Here is a 22,390-nt window from a genome sequence, read left to right as displayed (position 1 = left end):
TATTCAGCTCCTACTAAGAAAGACTGTATTTAAAAATAACCCAAACTGAGGATACTTTTAAACACAGTATCTTCAGCCTTCTCATACGATACTATTTTTTCTCGTTTTTCATCATGCGATCTCTTAGTCCGAATCCTATATCAATTATACCTAAGATTCGAATCAATGGAAGTAATAGCGGCAATAAAACCAAGGAAATGATGGTAACAATTATTGGAATTGATTTCGACATCTTTTTATAATAAGCAAAAAAGAAGAAGAAAGAAAATCCTTGTATTGCCATGAAGAATCCCGTTAGTATTAAAACATTTTGTAATCCCATAAACAATATACTATCCGGATCTTGCTGTAGTAAGGATACAACTAACGCGATAAAATATATCCATATAATTGCTACAGGAAACTGTAGGTTACGAAATTCCGGAAAACGTAGATTACTCTTTTCAATTCGGTTACTCACCTTATAGCCAATCCACTGACTTATAAGGGCCTGTATTAATCCCATCATAACAAGTAGCATTGGTAGCAAATCATTAAATGTAGAAAGTGATTCCTCTACGATGCTTATTTGCTGTTCTATTATTTCTTCATCTAAGCCAAATTCGCTCATCATCGACTGACTTATCTGAATAGTATCGTTCATTCTTTCATTCAATTCCTCCACAAAGCTAATATCAAATAAGACTTGGGCGAATAGTAGCGCAAATAGTAAACCTGCAACAAATCCTACGGTACCTCTAGCCCATGTTTCATAGGCAGACAACTTTCGTTTGATTGCGGCACCGATCATGATTCCTCCAATTCCATATAACAAGGATAGCGGTAAGGAAAATACAGTTGCAAATAACGCCGATAATATTATTGTAGCTGTTAGCATGATTAATGACGGTTTCCAATCATGTCTAGCTGCAAAAATGATAAACGGTACTGGTAGAACAAAGGTCAATATCATGGATGTTAAAGGAAATAAAATTGTTACTAGCAATAATATGATATATATTGTAGTTAATAATGCTCCATCTTTTAGTCTTTTGGATTGATTCATATTTTGCACCTCATCATTTTAAAACACTATAGATAGTTTAATTAATCTCATTAGTATATGATAACATGGATTTCAACGATTTTGGAATTACAATGAGAGAAATAGTGTTTCCTCGACTTTGACAGGAATGGAGAAGGCATTTGTTGAAGGAGCGATTTAATAAGTGATATAACAAAACGTAGTGATCCTACGTTTTTTTCGCAATTTCTATTATAATATAATAAGGTACTGGAAAAAAGACTTTCTAGTACTTTCCATATTTCAATTAAAAGGATGGAATATATGATTTTATGGCAAACATTTCTTCAAAGCTTAAGACTACCTAGTAAGCGTATTGTCTTCCAATTAAATCGAAAGGGTATGGATATTACGGTAATATATATGTTTCTGCTTTTGTTACTTGTATCTATCCCTTCATTAATTGACCGCTTATATGAGAATACTGGTTTCACATCAGATATGAATATCGTCTTTCTACTTATCTATTTCTTTATATTTTACTATCTCCCTTTAACCATTATCGTTTTTCTAAGCATGACGGTTGTTGCTTACGTAATGACTTTGGTCGCTAGCGTAATGGGGAGAAAATTACGATTACAATTATTATGGAAGATGTGTGCCTATTCTGCAACGATTCCATTTCTAATTTATACAGTAAGTGCATTATTCTTTTCTGTATCAGACATATTTTTATGGGTTGCTATTGTTTATACTGTACTCATGTTACTCATAATTATTACCGTTTATCCCAAACGAAAGATTCATACCAAATAGGAGTGTTTCATGTGAAACATTTTATACTTTTATTAAGTTTAGTTGTGTTAATGACAGCTTGTTCTACCAATGAATCCAATCAAGAGGCAGCGGATGAAACCACTTTGTTAATTTCAGCAGCAACTAGCTTAACAGATGCTTTAAATGAAATAGTTGATATATACGAAGCGGAACACAAAGACACTCGTATCACAATAAACATAGGCGGATCTGGTACCCTCGCTAGGCAAATTCAACAAGGTGCACCAGCAGACGTATTCCTTTCTGCTGATGAAAAGTCATTGGATCTGCTTGAAAAACATCATTTGCTACTTCTTGATACGAAAGTTACATTTGCAAAGAACAAGCTTATTTTAATTGGAAATTCAGACTCCAAATTAGATTTTGCTACGTTAGAGGACTTGATTCATCAAGATATTAACCAAATTGCCATCGGTAATCCAGAAAGTGTTCCAGCAGGAAACTATGCTAAAGACGCTCTTCAAAGCCGTAATCTTTGGAACAACTCCTCTCTTCAAGAAAAATTAGTATTCGCAAAAGATGTACGGCAAGTTCTTACATATGTTGCATCAGGTAACACAGAAGTAGGTTTTGTTTATTATTCTGACATCCTTCAAGAAAATAACGTGCAAAAGTTATTGGCTATAGAAGAACATTTACATGAACCAATTATTTACCCCGGAGCAGTTACTACAACTAGTGAGCATCCGGAAGTTGCCAAGCAGTTTTTATTGTATTTACAACAAGATCAAGCAAGGGAAATATTTAAAAAACATGGGTTTACATATTAAAGGTGGACTTTTTAACTATGAATTATACGCCATTATTTTTATCATTAAAAATTGCTGGGATTGCCACAGTATTTGTTCTCATTCTTGGTACGGTTCTTGCCCGTGTGATCGCTAAAAATCGATTTCCTGGTAAACGGGTCATAGAATCAATATTATTACTCCCTATTGTACTACCTCCAACAGTAGTTGGTTTTGGTTTACTGTATTTGTTTGGGAAGAATGGTCCTATTGGAAGTATGCTACTGAGGTGGTTTGACTATCAAATCGTTTTTACATGGGTAGGCGCTGTGATCGCTGCTATTGTAGTTTCTTTTCCTTTAATGTATCAAAGTGCATCTGCTGCATTTCAAACATACGATAGAAATTTGGAACAGGCAGCTTATACGATGGGAGCTTCACGATTGAAAGTTTTTTGGACGATCTCTTTCCCTTTAGCATGGCCAGGTTTACTTGCAGGACTTATTTTGACTTTTGCACGAGCACTTGGTGAATTTGGAGCTACATTGATGATTGCAGGATATATTCCTAATCAAACGGAAACCATTCCGTTAGCCATTTACTTTGCTGTTGAGTCAGGCAATATGGAGTCTGCTATTTTTTGGGTAGTAAGTATAATTATTATTGGATTTACAGCCATGTTATGGCTCAATTGGTGGAGTGGACGGAATATATTACGATTTACTAGTGACAATTAATTGGTGGGATGCTCATGCTTAATATAAATATACATAAAAAGCTTAAAAACTATTCATTAGAAATAAGCTTTCAGGTAGATAATGAAATCATTGTCCTTTTCGGGCCATCGGGTGCAGGTAAGACAACTATATTAAATTGTATTGCCGGAATAACGAAGCCTGACAGTGGAATCATTCAATTAAATCATACTACTTTATATGAAACTGGAAAGAAACCTTTACCAATTCAAAAACGAAATTTAGGCTATCTTTTTCAAGATTATGCCTTATTTCCTCACATGACTGTATGTAAGAATGTTACGTATGGGATGGTCGATAAAACATTCACAGACGATTTAATTAGAACAGTAGGAATTGGACATTTATTGGACAGTTATCCTAAACAAATTTCTGGTGGAGAAAAACAACGTGTTGCGTTAGTTCGGGCTCTTGCTACACAACCAAAGGCATTGTTGCTGGATGAACCATTTTCTGCGTTAGATAAAGATACACGGATTGATTGCCAAGATGAGTTATTACGACTCCATAAGTTATGGAAGATTCCTGTCATTATGGTTACGCATGATTATGAGGAAGCTGAGAAATTAGGCGATCGAATCTTACATTTGAACAATGGTCGGATTATGGAGGATTAATTCCTTCCTTATTGTATGATGGTCCAGTATTATCGCGGTAGTTTCTACAAAAAGTCCAAGGTATATTACGGGTGATAATATTTCTGCCCGTAAAGCAGTCGTATATGAGTACTTTCAATAGTGTTATATATTAAATCCACTTTTTCTCACAAATTAGTAGTTATATCATTTGTAATAATATTTTCTATTCTAGTTTTTTATTGCAATCCATTTGTATTAGCAGGGGTTAAAGAAAACATAGTGTTTTGTGGAACGTGGATTTTAGCGCACTATTTAGTGTGTCCATATATCTACTTCTGCAGAACGTTTTTTTATTTTGCCGATAACTATGATAGGGATTACACTAATGAGGGGGAATTTAAAATGAAAAAGTTAATAATGACAATGATTTTAGTACTAGGAGTATTATTCAGCTCGAATAATGTACATGCTGAAGAAACAGGGGTACCTGAATGTACAATGACTATTAAGTCGGATATACACACAGAGAGTAATCCAGCACGACCAGACGGTGTATGCTCAGAAAAAGATTATGGATGGGGATTTTATGATCCTAATTTGGATGAATTTATTCTTCAAGGTGGATTATTTGGTTATGTAGAATATAATGGTCAAAAATTTGAAATGGGGATGGGTGGAACTTATTCTCATGCAATCGTGACTGTTTACATTGAAAAAATTGAAAAGCCTAAAGAACAACCAAAGGAAGAAACAAAACCTCCGAAAGAGAAACCAAAAGAAGAGCCTAAAGAAGAATCTAAGCCTCCCAAAGAGCAACCGAAGACTGAACCTAAAGAGGAACCCAAGACTAAACCTAAAGAAGAAACTAGCGAGAAGGTTTCTAGCACACCGAAGACAGAATCATCAAAGAAAAAATCAACAGTAGAATCTTCTCCATCAAGCAGTAAAGTTGAAAATACAGAAAAGAAGAATGAATCAGAGTCACAAAGTACTTCAACTTCTACCAAAAAACAAGAAAGTTCAGACTCCGATGAAAAAGATAAAGATGAAAACACTGTAGAAAAAGAGGTTAAGGGATCACAAGAAGAATTGGAGAATCCAGAGAAGGATGTTGAAGAAAGTGAGAAAGAATCAACAATTGATTTAGAGGTAATAGCAAGACCTGATACTAAAGTTTACTCCGAGTCAGCATCTTCATCTTCTACTACACTAGTAGTTATAATAACTTTATTAATAATACTGGATTAAGTGGTGGGGGAATTTGGTGGTATAGAAAAAGAAAAAACTTGATTTAGTAGTTTATAAAATAGAAAAATAAAATTAACAAGAATATATTAAGGGCATAAACCTAAATAGTGTAGCGAAAGCTGCAATTATTTGGGCTTTTTTATTGAAAGGGGGGGATCTTTCATATTAGAAATAGGGACAAAATACATTTCCAAAGTTGCTAAATATCCCTTTTTCGGTTACTTTAATAGCTAACATTACCTTTTTACAAAGTCATAATATAAGGATTTTTCCAACTTTTGTTCTGCTATAGGAATCAGGAAAAGTTATCGCACTTCCGCAAGTCATTGATCAATTTGAAAATATTGTTTCAAACATATCCTAAAAAAGGAGTTCTTCACTTGGTAAATCACATTTTGCTTCATAATATATCTAAGAACTTTTCAAACCAAGAATTTACAACCGAGGTTTTAAAAAATATAAATCTAACTATTTATGGTAATGAATATACTGCTATTATCGGACCTTCTGGATCAGGAAAGTCAACTATTTTAAGTTTAGTAGGAACACTGGATGACCCGACAAGTGGGCAAATCTATTTCAATGAATTAGATGTTACTAGCATAAAAAAAGATAAGCTCGCTGATTTTCGATTTGAACAAATTGGATTTGTTTTTCAACAATATCACTTATTACCCTCTCTAACAGCTCTAGAAAATGTTATGTCGCCAATGGTACCAAGAAAAGTTTCATATGATAAGAAAGGACAAGCCGAGGAAATGTTAGAATTAGTGGGGCTAAAAGATAAATTAAATTCGCTTCCCTCACAGTTGTCTGGAGGACAACAACAACGAGTTGCTATTGCTCGTGCATTAGTTCATAAACCGAAATGGATTCTAGCTGATGAACCAACGGGGAATCTAGACGTTGAAAGCAGCGAGAACATCTTTGCATTATTAAAATCTATTCATCAAGAATATCAAATTGGCGTTGTATTTGTAACTCATGATTCAGAATTCGCTAGTCGATCTGATCGTATAATTGAATTGCGAGACGGGTCAATAGTAGCTGATTATAGGAAAGGTGATCCTACATGATTCGTTTTATTTTTAAAAATTGGATTAAGCACAAAGAACGATTTATCTTGCTTATTATTGGGGTATTGACGATAAGTGTGGGATTAAGCTACCTGTTCAATATTACGGAGACTAATAAAGGAACCATTGAGAATACACTTCAAAAACATTGGCAACCTTCTTATGACATTGTTGTACGGCCAAAAGAAAGTCAATCCCTACCAGAACAAAACAACCAACTTTTGGAACCTAATTTCCTCAGTAATATTCAGGGAGGGATTAGTGTTGACCAGTATAATAAGATAAAAGTATTAGATCACGTTGAAGTTGCTGCTCCTGTAGCAATGATTGGTTATACGGGTATAACAATAAATTATAATGTTGATAAATCTAATTTTGTTGAAGAACCAGGGATATATCGAACCGTGAATACCTATACGGAAGATGCAGATTATAAAACAGGAACCTATTTTACTATTGGTGAAGATTATTACATAAACGAAAGAATGAAAGGAAACCCGTTAGATAATGGGATATCTAGTACTTCTCAACAATTGCTTGTTGGTATAGACCCACAAGCGGAAGCAGAATTGGTGGGACTTGATGATGCATTGGGAGATTATGAACAAAATCGATATTTTCAAGGTTCTGATAGGGTTTACGATAAAGGAGAAGGAATAATCCATGCACCTTTACTTATTAACCCCAATCCTTTAGACCAACTTCAATTTATAAGTAAAGTTGAAAAACTAGATATAGACGAGACAACAATACAAAAGCTTCAAGAAAAAAATGAGAAGAAGGAGATCGATCATTTCCTAGATGGGATAGAAAAACGGAAGGAAGTGTTCTCCTTCTCAGTAACTGGGGCTCAAATAAAAAATACTTTTTTTAAAAATACATTTGGGGCAAATCCATTTACTGGAAAGCAAATAGGCGAATCGAAGGGCGAACTTTATCCTAGAATGATTATGTTTTATAAAACCAGCCCATTAGATTACAAAAAAACAATGAGTCCCTATCCGAAGAGATGGGGACATGCATATCAAATTAACGAAAAACAACTCACTTCTAAAGATAAAAGTGTGGAGAATTTCGTGAAAAATACATACAGAGATTTAAACGTCCTTCCTTTACAAGATACATATAATATACCCTTTGATGTCCTTGGTTTTTTTGACCCAGACAAATTAGAAATTTCACGAGATCCTTTATCCCAGCTTCCAATGGAAACATACCGTCCAGCAACTGCCGACAAGGTTTTGGATGCAAGTGGGCAGCCGGTTAATCCGCCTAAAAAGGTGCCGTCGACAGGAAATCCAGTAGGGTTATTAACAGAACCTCCAACACTATTAACAACGATTGATGCTGCAGTGGCGTTGAATGGTATTGAAGCTATATCTGCAATCCGAATAAAAGTAGAAGGTGTAGAGGAAATAGGACTACAAAGCCATGGTATTGTTGAACAAGTGGCAAAAGATATCGAAGAACAAACAGGTTTGATGACCGACATCACAATTGGGTCTTCCCCACAGCCTGTTTTAATCCATATAAACAAACTAGATGGAGAAGATTATTGGATCGAACAGCCTTGGATTCATTTGGGGGCAGCGATAACAGTCTTTGAGGAAACGATGCTAGGTTATACTGGTATTATTGTTGCTATTATTGCAGTCGCTGTTATCTATGTCATTGCTACAAATTACATCTCTTATTTATCACGACGACATGAGTTTGGTATTTTATTATCGATGGGATGGCGTACCAGGGATTTGCGAAAAGTTATTCTATCTGAGTCATTCTTGTTAAGCTTTTTAGCTATCTTGATTTTATGGATTATTTCATTTATGTGGTTTGAACAAGGTAATACCGTTTCTATTTTGAAAACCCTATTTGCTAGCTTAGTTATTCTACTAATCTATCTTACGGGGGCAAGTATTCCGATTATAGGTGTACGTAACATTAATCCTTACGAAACGATTCATTCTGGTGAATTCTCAACTAGAACAACAAGGATATTTAAATCTTTTAATCGTTTAACACTAGTCTTAAATAATTTTTATGGAAAAATAAAACGGAATTTATTTTCCATATTTGTCATAACTATTCCCACCACTTTAGTTACCATCTTCTTGTTTATCACGGTTTATTTAAAAGGTGTATTATTTACATCGTGGTTAGGTGAGTATGTAGCACTTGAGGTAGAATCGACACACTATATAGCTGTTGGGATTGCTTCGGTGATCGCATTATTGACGACAGCTGAAATTATGTGGCAAAACGTCTCCGAGAGAAAAGCAGAGCTATCCTTACTAAAGGCTATTGGATGGAAAAACAGTGCTATACAATCATTAATACTATTAGAGGGGCTTCTTGTAGGCATTAGTGGAGCGATATTAGGAACTATTTTAGCATCGTTGATTCTATTTTTTATGTATGGATCAATAGCTGTCAGTCAAATTTATATTTATTTAATTTCGGCTTCAATTCCAATTATGATCGGTTTTTTGGGTTCGATTTTGCCGAGTAAATTTGCAATTAAAATTAACCCATATCAAGGGATACGAGAAAGAAAATGATTTATTACTCTATAATATTGTCTTTTAACTTGGGCAAACATTATCATTTAATTTTTAGGTGGTATTAACAAATTTTATATAATTAATTGTTCTTATTCTAGTTTTAGAATTAATTTTATATCGTTACTAGAAGACGAAGGAGCAGTTACCGGTTTTACACGAGGATGTTGAAGACGGGCACGCGCAAAGCGACTGTCTAGAGCGAAAATCACGTTGCTGATACTTCACATTTCACATTAATTTTTCATTAAATTTATTAACTTGAAATGCAATAATCTGTTAGAATACAACCATATTAAAAAAGCTTCTAATCCATATAACTGGATTAGAAGCTTTATTGAATTACTCAGATACATATGGCAATAAAGCCATTGTACGAGCACGTTTGATTGCAATTGTAAGTCTACGTTGATATTTAGCAGAAGTTCCAGTTACACGACGAGGAAGAATTTTTCCACGCTCAGAAATGAAACGTCTTAGTAGATCAACGTCTTTATAGTCGATGTGTGTAATTCCATTCGCTGTGAAGTAACACACCTTACGACGCTTAGCACGACCGCGACGAGCTGCCATTGATACCCCTCCTTTTTTAGGTTTTACACCACTCGATTAGAATGGTAAATCATCATCTGATATATCGATCGGCTCACCGTTATTTTTAAACGGGTCCTCATCATTTTGCGTTTGATTATTTCTATTCTGGTTTGGATTGTTTTGGTTCTGATTAGGATTTTGTTGGTATCCTGATGAGTAGTTATCTTGTCCCCCTCTATTTTGTGAGGAACCTTTCGACTCTAGAAATTGTACACTGTCTGCTACAACTTCCGTGATATATACCATTTTTCCATCCTGGCCTTCAAAACTACGTGTTTGAATACGGCCATCAACACCAATCATACTACCTTTTTTCATAAAGTTGGCAAGATTTTCTGCTGGTCTACGCCAAATGACGCAATTAATGAAATCAGCTTCTCTATTCCCTTGCTGATTAGAAAAAGGTCGATTTACTGCAACGGTAAAGTTAGCTACTGCTACTCCACTTGGTGTATAACGTAGATCAGGATCCTTCGTTAACCTGCCGACAAGTACGACACGATTTAACATCAGAACCACTCCTTATTATTGATGTTCAAATAGTCCGGTAAAAATGACACATCGAATTTCTTCGTTGGCTTGCTTTTCCGGTACTTACGTATTCATTCCAATACGCTCCGTTCCTCAAAGCTACACCGCCTTGAACTTCTCGGTCCTTTTTATCCTCCTTTTGAACAATTAATTATTGATCTTCTCGAATTGCAATGTGACGAATAATGTCTTCACTGAACTTAGCTAGGCGATCAAATTCATTAACTGCATTTTCATCACCAGAGAAGTTAATTAATACATAGTATCCATCACGATAGTCGTTGATTTCATATGCAAGGCGTTTCTTACCTTTTTCATCAACTTTTTCAATCTCCGCCCCATTATCAGTCAAAATGTTGTTGAAACGCTCAACTAAAGCTGTTTGAGCTTCCTCTTCCATGTCTGGGCGGATGATATACATGATTTCATATTTTCTCATCCGGTACACCTCCTTTTGGTCTTAGCGGCTCTTATCTATAAAAAAGCATAGCTTTTCGCAATAAGAGCAAGGAGTAATCTAAATTCATTACTCACAATAGTGTATTATACCAAATCTTATATTAAATAACAAGTTTTCGAGAGATCCTTTTCTACGTTACTTTCCTAGTGATTGATTAGACATTAAAGCGGAAATGAATGACATCTCCATCTTTAACAATATAATCTTTACCTTCTAAGCGAACTTTACCTTTTTCACGTGCTTGCCCCATTGAACCAGCATCTACTAAATCACCATAAGAAACAGTCTCTGCACGGATAAATCCTCGTTCAAAATCGGTATGAATAATTCCAGCTGCTTGAGGTGCTTTTATCCCTTTGCGGAATGTCCATGCACGTACTTCTTGTTCTCCTGCAGTAAAATACGTCGCTAATCCTAGTAAGCTGTAAGAAGCTTTAATTAACTTATCTAAACCTGATTCTGTTATCCCTAAATCATCTAAAAACATTTCCTTTTCTTCGTGATCCAATTCAGAAATCTCTTCTTCAATTTTTGCACAGATAACAATAACTTCTGCTCCTTCTTTAGAAGCATATTCTCTTACTTTCTGTACATTTTCATTTCCATCCGGGTCAGCAACTTCATCTTCACTCACATTTGCTACATAGAGCATAGGCTTACTCGTTAATAAATGAAGACCTTTGACCACTTTTTGATGTTCTTCAGAGAATTCAACTGCACGTGCTGGCTTTTCATCTTCTAAAGCCTGTTTTACTTTTGCTAGGATATCGTATTCAATCACTGCTTCTTTATCCTTTTGTCTTGCAAGCTTTTCCACACGTTGGATACGTTTCGTTACTGTTTCTAAGTCTGCTAGAATGAGCTCCAAATTAATAATTTCAATATCATCTATTGGATCAACTTTACCTGATACGTGTGTAATATTTTCATCAACAAAGCATCGGACGACTTGACAGATTGCATCAACTTGGCGAATATGGGATAAAAATTGGTTTCCTAACCCTTCTCCTTTACTAGCTCCTTTCACAATACCTGCAATATCTGTAAATTCAAATGCTGTTGGTATTGTTTTTTTCGGTTTTACTAATTCTGTTAATTTATTTAAGCGATCGTCTGGTACCTCAACGATTCCTACATTCGGGTCGATTGTTGCAAATGGATAATTTGCTGCTTCTGCACCGGCCTGTGTTATAGCATTAAATAAAGTAGATTTTCCTACGTTGGGTAATCCGACAATTCCTGCTGTCAAAGCCATTCAACTTTCACTCCTTAAGGGTTCCATTCATATGAACGCGTTCGTTATTCCAATTATAGATACTAGTAAATAAAAAGACAAGCAAGTAAAAAGCAAAAATAGGCATCATTAGGACACCTATTTTTGTTTCTTACCCTATTATTTTTTCTTTTTCTACTTTTATTTTACCATTTTTTATAGGATTTAGTCTATTTTAACTATTTTATTCTGAAAATTTTTCCAATACTTTTTTTAATTTCTTTGTAAAATCTCGGCGTGGTATCATGACACTATGATTACAGCCTAGACATCTAACCCGAATATCCATGCCCATGCGAATAATCTTCCAGCGATTTTCTCCACATGGATGGGGTTTTTTCATTTGTACAACATCATTTAGACCAAATTCCTTATCCACCATGTTTCCTTCTCCTCACATTTTGCCTAAATTTATTTTAACGTGATAAATATATACGTATTCCATTTATGTCACTCTTTATATTACAATAATCTTTTATACAATTACAACCGGAGAAATAATCACCATATTACATCTTTCTTTTTTCCATATTATTCCATATTGGATATAAAAGCAATCGTGTTAACACATATAAGTTCAATACCCCATAAATTGGATATAAGAGACCGATTAAATTGGAAAAGCCTATTTTTGTTAACGGGATCATTGTAAGTAGCGTTGTCAACACTAATATCCATAGAGGCTTGTCTATATAACTCTTAATACGTGTCACAATCCCAAGTACCCCTGCTGCAGCTGTAGTGAAAATAGCGAACCATAATAATATGGACATAAAAATAACCATCTGAAATGGATAATTCTTTAGTATCGCAAAAAGTGGTATCTCATATAGTAGTAATTCGTCAGCTATTTGAATGAGACTATTATTATATATATAGGAAATAGACCCTAGTATCACTCCACTTCCAATACATGCAAACCATATCTCCTGTTTTGATTCTACTTTATCACCAATGGCCCCTAATACCGCAATTAATGGTAATATATTTAGTGCTGTAAAGGGAAAAGCAGCAATCCAATTCGTTTGTTCATGCCAATGAGAAAACAATGCTAGCTCTTGATCAATCGTAAATAGAATTAGTACAAAAAGTAATCCCGTTAATAAAATGGGTAGTATGATTTGATTGATTGATAATAATCCACTAATATCTTTACTAAATAGTATGACTAAGGATATTACTATAAATGCAATTCCCCACCAGTACGGTAAATTAAATGCTTGTCCTGTTGCACCACTACCAGAAAGCATAACAACTGTTGTCGTATATAAATAAATAAAAATCATAATATCGTATAGCTTGGCTAATTTTTCCCCAACAATATCCCGAAGTACTGGTCGATACTCCGTTGATTTTCGTTTATAGCTTATCGTCATAATAACGATACACGAACTGGTAAAAAAGATCATAAATAATACAATAGCCAGTCCACTTCCATGACCAAAAAATTCCCATAGCTCCCTTCCCGAAGCATATCCTGCTCCAATAGTAGTACCAATGATTAAAAACATCCATTTTAATCCTGATTTAAACATTCCGTATCCTCCAATAATTTTTAGTAACCATGTATAAAAGATCATTATTATCCGTATACTAATAACAATATGTTAGCGGAGGAAAACCTATGAATCTAAAGAGTCATTTCAATTCAAAAAGTGATACCATAAGAATGCTACATACGGAACCAGACATGTGTGGAAAAATTAGTGAGAAGATTGTTTCCTGGCTACCAAATAGCCCCCGTGAGTATGTTGTTGTTTGTATTGGTACAGACCGTTCAACTGGAGATGCCCTAGGTCCATTAACAGGAAGTTATTTAGACGAACAAAAGCCAAGACATATATCTGTTTACGGCACCTTATATGACCCGGTACATGCTACAAATTTACATGATTACATGAATCTCATACATCAAAACCATAAAAATCCATTCATCATAGCAGTTGATGCATGTTTAGGGAAAACAAGTTCTGTCGGGCATATAATTGCAAGTGAGGGTGCATTGAAACCTGGGGCAGCACTTAATAAACCACTCCCAGCTGTAGGAGACATTCATGTAACTGGAGTTGTCAATATTAGTGGGTTTATGGAGTATTCTGTATTACAAAACACCCGATTATCTATCGTTATATCTATGGCTAAAAAAATTGCCTCGATATTAGTCACTATTGATCAGCAATTAACGTATAATCAAATATCACCTGCAGTTGTTATGAAGCAACTGAAAGAGAATTCTATTTAATTTATTAATCCCCCCCTTTTATTATAGAAATAGGCTGTTCCATATGAATTGGAACAGCCTACTTTTATTAATTAGTAATCTATATAAATAGTTGATAGATATAATATATAAAAACTACCGTTATAATGGAAGGTAATAGATTTCCTACACGTATTTGTACTATTTTTAATAGATTTAGTCCTATAGCTACTATTAGTAACCCACCCACTGCTGTTAACTCAACAATTAAACCATTCAAAAATGCTTCAGGAATCCATTTTTCTATCTGTGTTGCTAATAATGCAATTCCACCTTGGTATAAAACAACAGGTATAACAGAAAAAACAATACCGATTCCTAAAGTTGTTGTTAAGACAAGTGCAACAAAACCATCAATGACTCCCTTTGTAATTAATACTTCATGATCTCCACGTAATCCACTATCTAAAGCACCTATAACTGACATTGCACCAATCACAAAAATGAGGGAAGCCGTAACAAATCCTTCAGCAACACTGAAATTCTTGTTTTCACTTGTAAACTTACTACCAATCCAATTTCCTAATCGATTTAGCCCCTCTTCCACGTGTAGAAACTCGCCAACGATGGCACCCGTAAGTAAACTTAATAACACGACTATTATCGACTCCGTTGAGAAAGCCATTTGTAATCCGATTAATAATACAGCAAGCCCAATTCCATGCATTACTGTTTCCTTATACTTTTCAGGTATTTTTGTGAAAAACAATCCTAAAAAGGTACCTATAATTATTAATACTCCATTAACCAATGTTCCGTATAGTGCCATATGTAACATCTCCAAAACTATTAAATTCCATTAATATTGAACCAAAATGTTTCACGTGAAACATTTTGGTATAGATAAAGACTGGGATATAATGTCTACCCAGCCTATACGCTTCTTATTATTTATTTTTCCAGTACATCGATGATGCGTTCTAAGTCATCATCTGTATAAAATTCAATTTCAATTTTGCCTTTGCGCTTCCCTTTTTGAATGGTTACCGCTGTGCCTAACCGATCTCGTAATATCGATTCTCTTTCTACTAGAAAAATATCCTTCTTCGGTTTATCTTTTTTCGTGTTCGGCTTTTGATTTAGTAAAACAATTAGTTTCTCTACTTGACGAACATTTAGTTTTTCATTACGAATCTTATTAACGAAAGGCAGTATGTCTTCTTTATTTTTAATTCCAAGAAGTGCACGACCATGCCCCATCGAAAGCTCACCATTGTTAATATATGCAATTACTTGCTCTGGCAAACCTAACAATCTAACCATATTAGCGATATGAGAACGGCTTTTCCCCAGTCGTTTAGCTAATTCTTCTTGTGTTATTTTTAATTCGTTCATTAAATTAGAGTACGCATACGCTTCTTCTATCGGTGTTAAGTCCTCTCGCTGCAGGTTTTCCAGTAATGCAAATTCCATCATTTTCTCATCTGTTAAGTCTTTTATAATGACTGGAATCTCTTTCAAACCAGCTTCTTTAGCAGCTCTGTACCGTCTTTCCCCTACAACAATTTCAAACCCTTTAATACTTTTTCGGACCGTTATTGGCTGAATAATGCCATATTCCAAAATGGAATCTTTTAACTCTTCTATCGCTTCCGTATCAAACGTTTTTCTAGGTTGATAAGGATTTGGCCTACATTCATTTATAGGAATTTGCTGTACAGTATCTGTTGACTGTTCTTCAATTTCTGGAAAAAATGCATCAAGACCTTTACCCAACCCTCGCGCCATTACGCATCACTTCCTTCGCTAATTCTAAATAGACTTCAGCACCTTTTGATTTAGGGTCATACGTAATAATCGGTTCTCCGTGACTTGGTGCTTCTCCCAACCTTACATTTCTAGGAATGATAGAGTTATATACTTTATCTTGGAAATACTTTTTAACTTCTTCAATCACTTGAATACCCAAGTTAGTTCTCGCATCAAACATGGTTAAAAGTACGCCTTCGATCATCAACTCTTTATTCAAGTGTTTTTGTACTAATCGAATTGTGTTTAACAATTGACTTAGACCCTCTAATGCATAATACTCACACTGTACAGGTATAAGTACCGTATCTGAAGAAGTTAACGCATTAATCGTTAATAGTCCTAAAGATGGTGGACAATCTATGATAATATAATCATAAATTTCCTTTAAAGGTTCCAATGATTTTTTCAATCTAATTTCACGTGAAATAGTAGGAACAAGCTCTACTTCTGCTCCAGCTAGCTGAATAGTTGCTGGAATTATATCTAGATTTGCCACATTTGTTGGCACACACACTTCTTTAGCCGGTAAATCTTCAATTAACACATTATATATACACTGACTCATATCTGCTTTATTTACTCCAACTCCACTAGTCGCATTCCCCTGTGGGTCAATGTCCACAAGTAATACTTTATTACCTAATTGTGCTAAACAAGCACTTAGGTTAACGGATGAAGTTGTTTTCCCTACGCCACCTTTCTGGTTAGCGATGGATAAAATTTTCCCCATACTTTCACCTACCCAAACGATATACTTTCTATTTTATCACTTTTTGTAGTGTAAATCCTACTAAATTTAATTTTTGTTAGAAATATGTAATTTATTTTCTAATAAAGTAATAGATTTTGCTATAAATTCCATTATCAACTTATAAATTACAATGAAATCAATCATTATATCCGATCTATTTGTGACAAATAAATCCCCCACCTTAAAAAGATGAGGGAAATAGATTATTTCTTTTTCGGTATCTTAATGGTTATTTGATAATAATCATCTAGGTCTTGTTCATCTGATTCTAATTCGATTCCAGTATCAGATACCATACTTAATGACTGTCTAATGGTGTTCATCGCAATACGAATATCTTTATTAACACCCTTTAGCTTTGGTCGTTTCTTTTTCTGCTTCTCTTTTGATTGATTAATAGTAGCAATTCGTTCTTCTGTTTGTTTTACATTTAACTCATGTTCTATAATTTCTTGAAGAATTCTAATCTGTTTTTCTTCTTCATCTAATTTTATAAGTGCTCTAGCATGTCTTTCTGTAATCTGTTTATTTAATAATGCTTGCTGTACGACTTCAGGAAGCTTTAAGAGACGAATTTTATTTGCAATAGTAGATTGATTTTTACCTAACCTCTGTGCAAGAGCTTCCTGTGTCAATTGATGCATATCTAATAATTTAGCATATGCAACGGCTTCCTCAATAACAGTTAATTCCTCTCTTTGAAGGTTTTCAATTAATGCAACGGAAGCTGTTTGTGTATCTGTCATCTCACGAATAATTGCTGAGATGCTTTCCCAACCTAATGATTGAACAGCACGCCATCTTCGTTCACCAGCAATGATTTCATACCGATCTTCCCCTTCTATCCTTCTAACAACGATCGGTTGGATCATTCCATGGGTATTTATCGTCTGTGCTAGTTCTTTAATTTTTTCTTCATTAAATATTGATCTTGGTTGATAGCGATTCGGTTCAATTATATGAACAGGAATCTCAATAACTTCATCGTGATGATAAGATTCTTCTACTAACTCAGAATCTTCCTTTTCCCCTAAACCAAATATACGGTTAAATGGATGCACCATCAAACACCACCTTTTTACTAATAGATAAACATAAACAAAATGACTACTCTCTTTTTCAATATAGTACGGAAAAGAATTTATATAAAATGTTTCACGTGAAACATTATTGTTGTATGTACTCTTGTAGGCGTGTTAAATAGTATTAATCTATTAAACTTGTAACTATTAAACTATTCATCCACCGTACTTATATTATAGCGTTTATCTTCTTATTTTACCATATTAACAGTAAGAAAGGTATGAAACAACTTTCTTCAAGTATAAAAATGAAAGACTGGTATCTAATAGATTCTTGCCTTTTCAAGTATTGAACTTACATAGAAATTGATGCAAAACGCGAAGTAACTTTGAAACTTTTTTCTCTCTTAAAATTGTTGAATCGAGAGTGTTATAAAACCGCTCCAGCTTAATACTTCGCTTTCCTTGGACACGGCCTCAGCCTCCTCAGAAGAAAACCACTTTTTCTGCGTGCGATGTGTCGCTGACGTAGCATTCCTTGGGACTGCGATTACTCGCCCCACCGAAAACCTTTGTCCTGCTGAAGGAAAGGTATCGGTGAGCCCCCGCAGATCGGAGTTCGAGGAGGCTCACAGTTTATTTATGATTAGCACCAAAGTTTTAAAAACACCTCAAAAGAAAAATCCATTGAATTTTGAATCATAGTTTGGATTTTTTAACTAAACCATTTTTGTCCCAGTCTTCCTAACTACTCAATTGGTTCTTTATTTGGTGTGCCAGGTTTTCTAGGAAATTTTTTAGGGGTCTTTCGTTTTTTATCTATAACAATAATTGATCTTTCACTATTTTCATTTGGTAATGTAAACGTGTATGAATCAACGAGTTCTCCTCCTAATACCTCTATTGCAGATGTAGCAGTACTTATTTCATCCGTAGCTTGTGCGCCCTTCATGGCTATAAAAACACCCTTAACCTTACACAAAGGTAAGCATAGTTCACTTAAAACCGACATTCTTGCAACAGCACGGGCAGTAACTAGATCAAACGTCTCCCGAAATTTACTATTCTTACCGAAAGTTTCTGCTCGATCGTGATAAAAAGCAACTTCCGTTAACTCAAGCTGTGTCGCTAAATGATTTAAAAAACCAATTCTTTTTTGTAATGAGTCAACAATCGTTACCTTTATATGAGGAAAACATATTTTTAATGGGATACTAGGGAATCCTGCACCAGCTCCAACATCGCAAATATGTAACTCTTTCGAGAAATCATGGTAGAATGCAGCAGAAATAGAATCGTAAAAATGCTTTAAATAAACATCCTCCTGTGATGTCAAAGAAGTCAAATTAATTTTTTCATTCCATTCAACTAATGTCTTGAAATAGATTGAAAATTGCTCTAATTGTCGTTTATTTAAAGCGATTCCTTGTTTCATTAATTCTGCGGCAAATTGTTCTGGATTCATTTAGGACAATCTCCTTTATTCATATATGTATGTATAGAAGAAGTCGACTCCTACTTTTGTCGACTTCTTGCAATAAATATTAATTAGCGACTTTAGCTATTTTCCCTTGTTCAATATAGACAAGCAGTATGGAAATATCAGATGGATTAACACCTGAGATCCTTGAAGCTTGACCGACAGATAAAGGTCTAACTTGTTTTAATTTTTCCTTGGCTTCCGTAGCAATACCACTAATATCATCATAATCAATTTGTTCTGGAATTTTTTTGTCTTCCATTTTAAGCATGCGCTCCACTTGTTCATTTGCTTTCTTGATATATCCCTCATACTTAATTTGGATTTCTACTTGCTCTTTCACTTCCATAGATAATTCCTCAGGATTTGATTCAATGACACGTTCGATCAATTGATACGACAATTCTGGTCGTTTTAATAGATCATACGCTTTTGTTGGTTCCTTTAGTGGTGTAGCCTTCGCTTCTTCTAACATTTGTTGCACATCATCCGTTGGCTTTATCGTAATTTTTCTTAAGCGCTTTTTCTCTTCTTCTACCAAACGTTTTTTCTCTTCAAATGTTTGATAACGTTCTGCTGAAATCAACCCTAGATTTTGAGCGATCTCTGTCAATCTTAAGTCAGCATTATCATGACGTAATAATAAGCGATATTCTGCTCGTGACGTTAGTAAGCGATATGGTTCTTTTGTACCCTTTGTAACTAAATCATCAATGAGAACCCCGATATAAGCTTGAGAACGATCTAGAATAACCGGGTCTTTTCCAAGTACTTTTGCTGCGGCATTGATTCCTGCCATTATTCCTTGTGCAGCCGCTTCTTCATATCCAGATGTTCCATTAATTTGACCAGCTGTAAATAACCCAGGAATTTTCTTCGTCTCTAATGTTGGCCATAGCTGTGTAGGTACAATTGCATCGTACTCTATTGCATAACCAGGACGCATAATTTGCGCATTTTCTAACCCAGGAACCGTTTTAATCATTTCGTGTTGAATAGATTCCGGCAAGGAAGTTGATAATCCTTGTACATACACCTCTTCAGTATCTCTTCCTTCAGGTTCTAGGAATATTTGATGACGTGGTTTATCATTAAAACGTACAATCTTATCTTCAATAGAAGGACAATAACGAGGACCTGTTCCACGCTTCATCCCAGAATACATTGCAGAAAGTGCTAAATTATCATCAATAATCTTATGCGTAAACTCATTGGTATACGTTAACCAGCAAGGGATTTGATCAGTTATAAATTCTGTTGTTTCATATGAAAAACCTTGTGGCTTTTCATCCCCTGGTTGGATTTCTGTTTTTGAATAATCAATCGTGTGACTATTAACACGTGGAGGTGTACCGGTTTTGAATCGTGTAATCTCAAAACCCAGTTCTTCCAGATTTTTAGATAGCTTAATGGATGGTCGTTGATTATTTGGACCACTTTCATATTCCAAATCACCCATTAATACTTTTCCGCGCATGAATGTCCCTGTTGTAATAATAATCGATTCCGCATAATAAGCCGCTTTTGTTTCTGTTAATACTCCCTTACATACGCCATCTTCAACAATAAGTTCATCCACCATTCCTTGTCGAATGGTAAGATTAGGTTCATTTTCTATGATATATTTCATTTCTTTAATATACATAGGTTTATCAGCCTGTGCACGAAGCGCTTGAACAGCTGGTCCTTTACCTGTATTTAACATACGCATTTGTATATGCGTTTTATCGATTACTTTACCCATTACCCCGCCTAATGCATCGATTTCACGAACAACGATTCCTTTTGCGGGTCCACCAATGGATGGATTACATGGCATAAAAGCAATCATATCTAAGTTTAATGTTAGCATTAACGTCTTGGCACCCATTCTTGCTGCTGCTAATCCTGCTTCAACACCAGCGTGGCCAGCACCAATGACAATCGTATCATAATGCCCTGCATTATATACCATACGTTTTCAATCCTTTCTATTATGGAGAAAAACATTACCTATGTTTCTCCATTTTTATTTCCCTAAACAGAACTGAGAAAATAACTGATCAATAAGACTGTCACTAGCAGTATCCCCAATTATTTCACCTAAAAACTCCCAAGTTCTCGTTACATCTATTTGAACAATATCTAATGGCATTTCCATTTCTAAACTCGACATTGCATCTTCTAATGCTTGTTTTGCTTGTTTAAGTAATTGGATATGCCTTACATTCGATACATAAGTTAAATCTCCTGTATCAATATCTCCAGCAAAGAAAGTTTTTGCAATCGCAGATTCTAACTCATCTACCCCCTCTTCTTCTATTAAAGAGGTAGTAACAATTGGCCTATCATCTGAAAACTGCTTCACTTGTTCTAAATCTAACTGTTGTGGCAAATCGGTTTTGTTCACAATAACAATATATTCTAATCCTTTGATTGCCTCAAATAACTTCTTATCTTCTTCTGAAAGTGCTTCATTATAATTTAACACAAACAAAATAAGATCTGACTCTTTTAATACTTTTCTAGAACGTTCCACACCAATTTTTTCAACTATATCTTCTGTTTCTCGAATACCAGCTGTATCTACTAAACGTAGTGGTACACCGCGAACATTCACATATTCTTCTATTACATCTCTCGTTGTACCTGGAACTTCCGTAACAATTGCTTTATTTTCTTGTACAAGGGTATTCATCAAAGATGATTTTCCTACATTGGGTCGACCAATAATTGCCGTAGCTAATCCTTCACGCAAAATTTTCCCTTGTTTAGCTACTTGCAGCAATTCTTCAATTTCATCATGTACTTCTTTCGTTTTTTGGCTCATCATTTCATGTGACATTTCTTCTACGTCATCATATTCTGGATAATCAATATTAACTTCAACATGTGCAACTGTTTCTAACAAATCCTGCCTATATTTTTGAATTAAACTCGATAAACGTCCGTCCATTTGTTTTAATGCTACTGACATAGCTTTATCGGTCTTAGCACGGATTAAATCCATAACAGCTTCTGCTTGTGATAAATCAATTCTACCATTTAAAAAGGCCCTCTTCGTGAATTCACCAGGTTCTGCTAGCCTTGCACCATGGTTTAAAATGATTTCCAACACACGATTAACTGCAACCATCCCACCATGACAATTAATTTCAACAACATCTTCACGTGTAAAAGTCTTCGGGCCACGCATAACGGAAACCATTACCTCTTCAGCAACCTCTTTCGTTTCCGGATCTATTATTTTCCCGTAATTAATCGTATGGGACTCCACCTTTATGAGATTCTTACCTTCAAATAACTTGGAAGTTATCTCAATTGCTTCTGGACCCGTCAATCTTACTATTGCAATTGCACCTTCTCCTATTGGAGTCGATATTGCAGTAATTGTATCTGTCTCCATCATTTCCTTCACCTCCAACCATTACATTTTATCTATAACACATCATTTACCTACATTATTAACATGAAAATATTTATCGTCACTAACTTAATAGAATAT

22 protein-coding genes are annotated in these 22,390 nt (G+C 34.9%); 8 read left to right on the top strand and 14 right to left on the bottom strand.

Features of this window, described 5'->3' with window-relative positions:
- Positions 1 to 91: 91 nt before the first annotated feature.
- The gene (locus ACFSTA_RS18390) at positions 92 to 1,045 is read right to left on the bottom strand and encodes a YybS family protein (protein ID WP_377558298.1); all 954 of its coding nucleotides are present in this window, start codon (positions 1,043 to 1,045) and stop codon (positions 92 to 94) included.
- A 282-nt stretch (positions 1,046 to 1,327) separates the two neighbouring features.
- Between ACFSTA_RS18390 and ACFSTA_RS18385 the strand changes: the two genes are divergently transcribed.
- The 7 genes from ACFSTA_RS18385 (at position 1,328) to ACFSTA_RS18355 (ending at position 8,783) form a co-directional block, all read left to right on the top strand.
- Entirely contained in the window at positions 1,328 to 1,819 is a 492-nt protein-coding gene (locus tag ACFSTA_RS18385; protein ID WP_377558297.1) for a DUF1189 family protein, read from the top strand.
- Positions 1,820 to 1,830: 11 nt separating this feature from the next.
- Positions 1,831 to 2,610: a molybdate ABC transporter substrate-binding protein gene (gene modA / locus ACFSTA_RS18380; protein WP_377558296.1), complete on the top strand. Its 780-nt coding sequence runs from the start codon at positions 1,831 to 1,833 to the stop codon at positions 2,608 to 2,610.
- 17 nt (positions 2,611 to 2,627) lie between these two features.
- A complete protein-coding gene (modB, locus tag ACFSTA_RS18375; protein ID WP_377558295.1) occupies positions 2,628 to 3,305 on the top strand; it encodes a molybdate ABC transporter permease subunit in 678 nt (225 codons plus the stop codon).
- Between the two features lie 14 nt (positions 3,306 to 3,319).
- A complete protein-coding gene (locus ACFSTA_RS18370) occupies positions 3,320 to 3,940 on the top strand; it encodes an ATP-binding cassette domain-containing protein (protein ID WP_377558294.1) in 621 nt (206 codons plus the stop codon).
- A gap of 363 nt (positions 3,941 to 4,303) precedes the next feature.
- Positions 4,304 to 5,149 carry a hypothetical protein gene (locus ACFSTA_RS18365; RefSeq protein WP_377558293.1) on the top strand — a complete coding sequence of 282 codons (846 nt, stop codon included), beginning with the start codon at positions 4,304 to 4,306 and terminating at the stop codon, positions 5,147 to 5,149.
- A gap of 380 nt (positions 5,150 to 5,529) precedes the next feature.
- On the top strand, positions 5,530 to 6,225 hold the full coding sequence (locus ACFSTA_RS18360; RefSeq protein WP_377558292.1) for an ABC transporter ATP-binding protein: 696 nt from the start codon (positions 5,530 to 5,532) through the stop codon (positions 6,223 to 6,225).
- A complete protein-coding gene (locus ACFSTA_RS18355) occupies positions 6,222 to 8,783 on the top strand; it encodes an ABC transporter permease (protein WP_377558291.1) in 2,562 nt (853 codons plus the stop codon). The genes ACFSTA_RS18360 and ACFSTA_RS18355 overlap by 4 nt, the downstream gene beginning before the upstream one ends.
- Before the next feature lie 342 nt (positions 8,784 to 9,125).
- Here ACFSTA_RS18355 and rpsR read toward each other — a convergent pair whose 3' ends face one another.
- The 6 genes from rpsR to ACFSTA_RS18325 all read right to left on the bottom strand — a co-directional run bounded on the left by rpsR (position 9,126) and on the right by ACFSTA_RS18325 (position 13,176).
- Complete coding sequence (gene rpsR, locus ACFSTA_RS18350) at positions 9,126 to 9,356, bottom strand: 30S ribosomal protein S18 (RefSeq protein ID WP_377558290.1); 231 nt, start codon at positions 9,354 to 9,356, stop codon at positions 9,126 to 9,128.
- 36 nt (positions 9,357 to 9,392) lie between these two features.
- Complete coding sequence (gene ssb / locus ACFSTA_RS18345) at positions 9,393 to 9,887, bottom strand: single-stranded DNA-binding protein (protein WP_377558289.1); 495 nt, start codon at positions 9,885 to 9,887, stop codon at positions 9,393 to 9,395.
- A gap of 172 nt (positions 9,888 to 10,059) precedes the next feature.
- Complete coding sequence (gene rpsF / locus ACFSTA_RS18340) at positions 10,060 to 10,347, bottom strand: 30S ribosomal protein S6 (RefSeq protein ID WP_377558288.1); 288 nt, start codon at positions 10,345 to 10,347, stop codon at positions 10,060 to 10,062.
- A 175-nt stretch (positions 10,348 to 10,522) separates the two neighbouring features.
- Complete coding sequence (gene ychF, locus ACFSTA_RS18335) at positions 10,523 to 11,623, bottom strand: redox-regulated ATPase YchF (protein WP_377558287.1); 1,101 nt, start codon at positions 11,621 to 11,623, stop codon at positions 10,523 to 10,525.
- A gap of 202 nt (positions 11,624 to 11,825) precedes the next feature.
- Positions 11,826 to 12,023 (bottom strand): DUF951 domain-containing protein, encoded by a 198-nt coding sequence (locus tag ACFSTA_RS18330; RefSeq protein ID WP_377558286.1) that lies wholly within the window; start codon positions 12,021 to 12,023, stop codon positions 11,826 to 11,828.
- A gap of 127 nt (positions 12,024 to 12,150) precedes the next feature.
- Complete coding sequence (locus ACFSTA_RS18325; RefSeq protein WP_377558285.1) at positions 12,151 to 13,176, bottom strand: YkvI family membrane protein; 1,026 nt, start codon at positions 13,174 to 13,176, stop codon at positions 12,151 to 12,153.
- Positions 13,177 to 13,265: 89 nt separating this feature from the next.
- Between ACFSTA_RS18325 and yyaC the strand changes: the two genes are divergently transcribed.
- Positions 13,266 to 13,883, top strand: coding sequence for a spore protease YyaC (gene yyaC / locus ACFSTA_RS18320; RefSeq protein WP_377558284.1), 618 nt, complete (start codon positions 13,266 to 13,268; stop codon positions 13,881 to 13,883).
- A 79-nt stretch (positions 13,884 to 13,962) separates the two neighbouring features.
- On the opposite strand, the gene ACFSTA_RS18315 is transcribed toward yyaC, so the two are convergent.
- From ACFSTA_RS18315 to mnmE, 7 genes are all read right to left on the bottom strand, one after another.
- Positions 13,963 to 14,670: a DUF554 domain-containing protein gene (locus ACFSTA_RS18315; RefSeq protein ID WP_377558283.1), complete on the bottom strand. Its 708-nt coding sequence runs from the start codon at positions 14,668 to 14,670 to the stop codon at positions 13,963 to 13,965.
- Between the two features lie 122 nt (positions 14,671 to 14,792).
- Positions 14,793 to 15,629: a ParB/RepB/Spo0J family partition protein gene (locus tag ACFSTA_RS18310; RefSeq protein WP_377558282.1), complete on the bottom strand. Its 837-nt coding sequence runs from the start codon at positions 15,627 to 15,629 to the stop codon at positions 14,793 to 14,795.
- Positions 15,610 to 16,383, bottom strand: coding sequence for a ParA family protein (locus tag ACFSTA_RS18305; RefSeq protein ID WP_377558281.1), 774 nt, complete (start codon positions 16,381 to 16,383; stop codon positions 15,610 to 15,612). Before ACFSTA_RS18305 ends, ACFSTA_RS18310 begins: the two co-directional genes overlap by 20 nt.
- Positions 16,384 to 16,607: 224 nt before the next feature.
- Positions 16,608 to 17,468: a nucleoid occlusion protein gene (gene noc / locus ACFSTA_RS18300; RefSeq protein WP_377558280.1), complete on the bottom strand. Its 861-nt coding sequence runs from the start codon at positions 17,466 to 17,468 to the stop codon at positions 16,608 to 16,610.
- 706 nt (positions 17,469 to 18,174) lie between these two features.
- Positions 18,175 to 18,891 carry a 16S rRNA (guanine(527)-N(7))-methyltransferase RsmG gene (rsmG, locus tag ACFSTA_RS18295; protein WP_377558279.1) on the bottom strand — a complete coding sequence of 239 codons (717 nt, stop codon included), beginning with the start codon at positions 18,889 to 18,891 and terminating at the stop codon, positions 18,175 to 18,177.
- 79 nt (positions 18,892 to 18,970) lie between these two features.
- Positions 18,971 to 20,860 (bottom strand): tRNA uridine-5-carboxymethylaminomethyl(34) synthesis enzyme MnmG, encoded by a 1,890-nt coding sequence (gene mnmG / locus ACFSTA_RS18290; protein WP_377558278.1) that lies wholly within the window; start codon positions 20,858 to 20,860, stop codon positions 18,971 to 18,973.
- A 54-nt stretch (positions 20,861 to 20,914) separates the two neighbouring features.
- A complete protein-coding gene (gene mnmE, locus ACFSTA_RS18285; protein WP_377558349.1) occupies positions 20,915 to 22,291 on the bottom strand; it encodes a tRNA uridine-5-carboxymethylaminomethyl(34) synthesis GTPase MnmE in 1,377 nt (458 codons plus the stop codon).
- Positions 22,292 to 22,390 lie beyond the last annotated feature (99 nt).

Origin of the sequence: Ornithinibacillus salinisoli, assembly GCF_042684965.1 — a bacterium.
Classification (GTDB): Bacteria; Bacillota; Bacilli; order Bacillales; family Amphibacillaceae; genus Ornithinibacillus; species Ornithinibacillus salinisoli.
The sequence above is the reverse complement of the archived record's forward strand: the minus strand, read 5'-3'. Positions and strand labels throughout refer to the sequence as shown.